Here is a 1,872-nt window from a genome sequence, read left to right on the forward strand (position 1 = left end):
CGCTGTGATGGGTAGGGGAGCGTCGTGTGCCGGGTGAAGCAGCCGCGGAAGCGAGTTGTGGACGGTTCACGAGTGAGAATGCAGGCATGAGTAGCGATACACACGTGAGAAACGTGTGCGCCGATTGACTAAGGGTTCCTGGGTCAAGCTGATCTGCCCAGGGTAAGTCGGGACCTAAGGCGAGGCCGACAGGCGTAGTCGATGGACAACCGGTTGATATTCCGGTACCCGCTTTGAAACGCCCAATATCGAGCCCATTAATGCTAAGGCCGTGAAGCCGTTCCGGACCCTTCGGGGAAAGGAAAGTGGTGGAGCCGTCGACCCAAGGTGGTAGTAGGTAAGCGATGGGGTGACGCAGGAAGGTAGTCCAGCCCGGGCGGTGGTTGTCCCGGGGTAAGGGTGTAGGGCGTGTGATAGGCAAATCCGTCACACATTGAGCCTGAGACCTGATGCCGAGCCGATTGTGGTGAAGTGGATGATCCTATGCTGTCGAGAAAAGCCTCTAGCGAGTTTCATGGCGGCCCGTACCCTAAACCGACTCAGGTGGTCAGGTAGAGAATACCGAGGCGTTCGGGTGAACTATGGTTAAGGAACTCGGCAAAATGCCCCCGTAACTTCGGGAGAAGGGGGGCCACGCCTGGTGATGGAGTTTTCCTCCTGAGCTGGGGGTGGCCGCAGAGACCAGCGAGAAGCGACTGTTTACTAAAAACACAGGTCCGTGCGAAGCCGTAAGGCGATGTATACGGACTGACGCCTGCCCGGTGCTGGAACGTTAAGGGGACCGGTTAGCTCTGTTTCGACAGGGCGAAGCTGAGAACTTAAGCGCCAGTAAACGGCGGTGGTAACTATAACCATCCTAAGGTAGCGAAATTCCTTGTCGGGTAAGTTCCGACCTGCACGAATGGCGTAACGACTTCTCGACTGTCTCAACCATAGGCCCGGTGAAATTGCACTACGAGTAAAGATGCTCGTTTCGCGCAGCAGGACGGAAAGACCCCGGGACCTTTACTACAGTTTGATATTGGTGTTCGGTTCGGCTTGTGTAGGATAGGTGGGAGACTTTGAAGCCGTGACGCCAGTCATGGTGGAGTCGCCGTTGAAATACCACTCTGGTCGTGCTGGATGTCTAACCTCGGTCCGTGATCCGGATCAGGGACAGTGTCTGATGGGTAGTTTAACTGGGGCGGTTGCCTCCCAAAGGGTAACGGAGGCGCCCAAAGGTTCCCTCAGCCTGGTTGGCAATCAGGTGTTGAGTGTAAGTGCACAAGGGAGCTTGACTGTGAGACCGACGGGTCGAGCAGGGACGAAAGTCGGGACTAGTGATCCGGCGGTGGCTTGTGGAAGCGCCGTCGCTCAACGGATAAAAGGTACCCCGGGGATAACAGGCTGATCTTCCCCAAGAGTCCATATCGACGGGATGGTTTGGCACCTCGATGTCGGCTCGTCGCATCCTGGGGCTGGAGTCGGTCCCAAGGGTTGGGCTGTTCGCCCATTAAAGCGGTACGCGAGCTGGGTTTAGAACGTCGTGAGACAGTTCGGTCCCTATCCGCTGTGCGCGTAGGAATATTGAGAAGGGCTGTCCCTAGTACGAGAGGACCGGGACGGACGAACCTCTGGTGTGCCAGTTGTCCTGCCAAGGGCATGGCTGGTTGGCTACGTTCGGGAGGGATAACCGCTGAAAGCATCTAAGCGGGAAGCCTGCTTCGAGATGAGTATTCCCACCTCCTTGAGAGGGTAAGGCTCCCAGTAGACGACTGGGTTGATAGGCCGGATGTGGAAGCCCAGTAATGGGTGGAGCTGACCGGTACTAATAGGCCGAGGGCTTGTCCTCAGTTGCTCGCGTCCACTGTGTTAGTTCTGAAGCAACGAACA

General features: G+C 56.7%; 1 rRNA gene (only partly in view). It reads left to right on the top strand.

Annotated elements, in window-relative coordinates:
* A 23S ribosomal RNA gene (locus ACF07V_RS38740) occupies positions 1-1,831 on the top strand (it extends 1,376 nt beyond the left edge of the window).
* Positions 1,832-1,872 lie beyond the last annotated feature (41 nt).

It is taken from the genome of Streptomyces sp. NPDC015661 (assembly GCF_043077765.1).
In the GTDB taxonomy this organism is placed as follows: domain Bacteria; phylum Actinomycetota; class Actinomycetes; order Streptomycetales; family Streptomycetaceae; genus Streptomyces.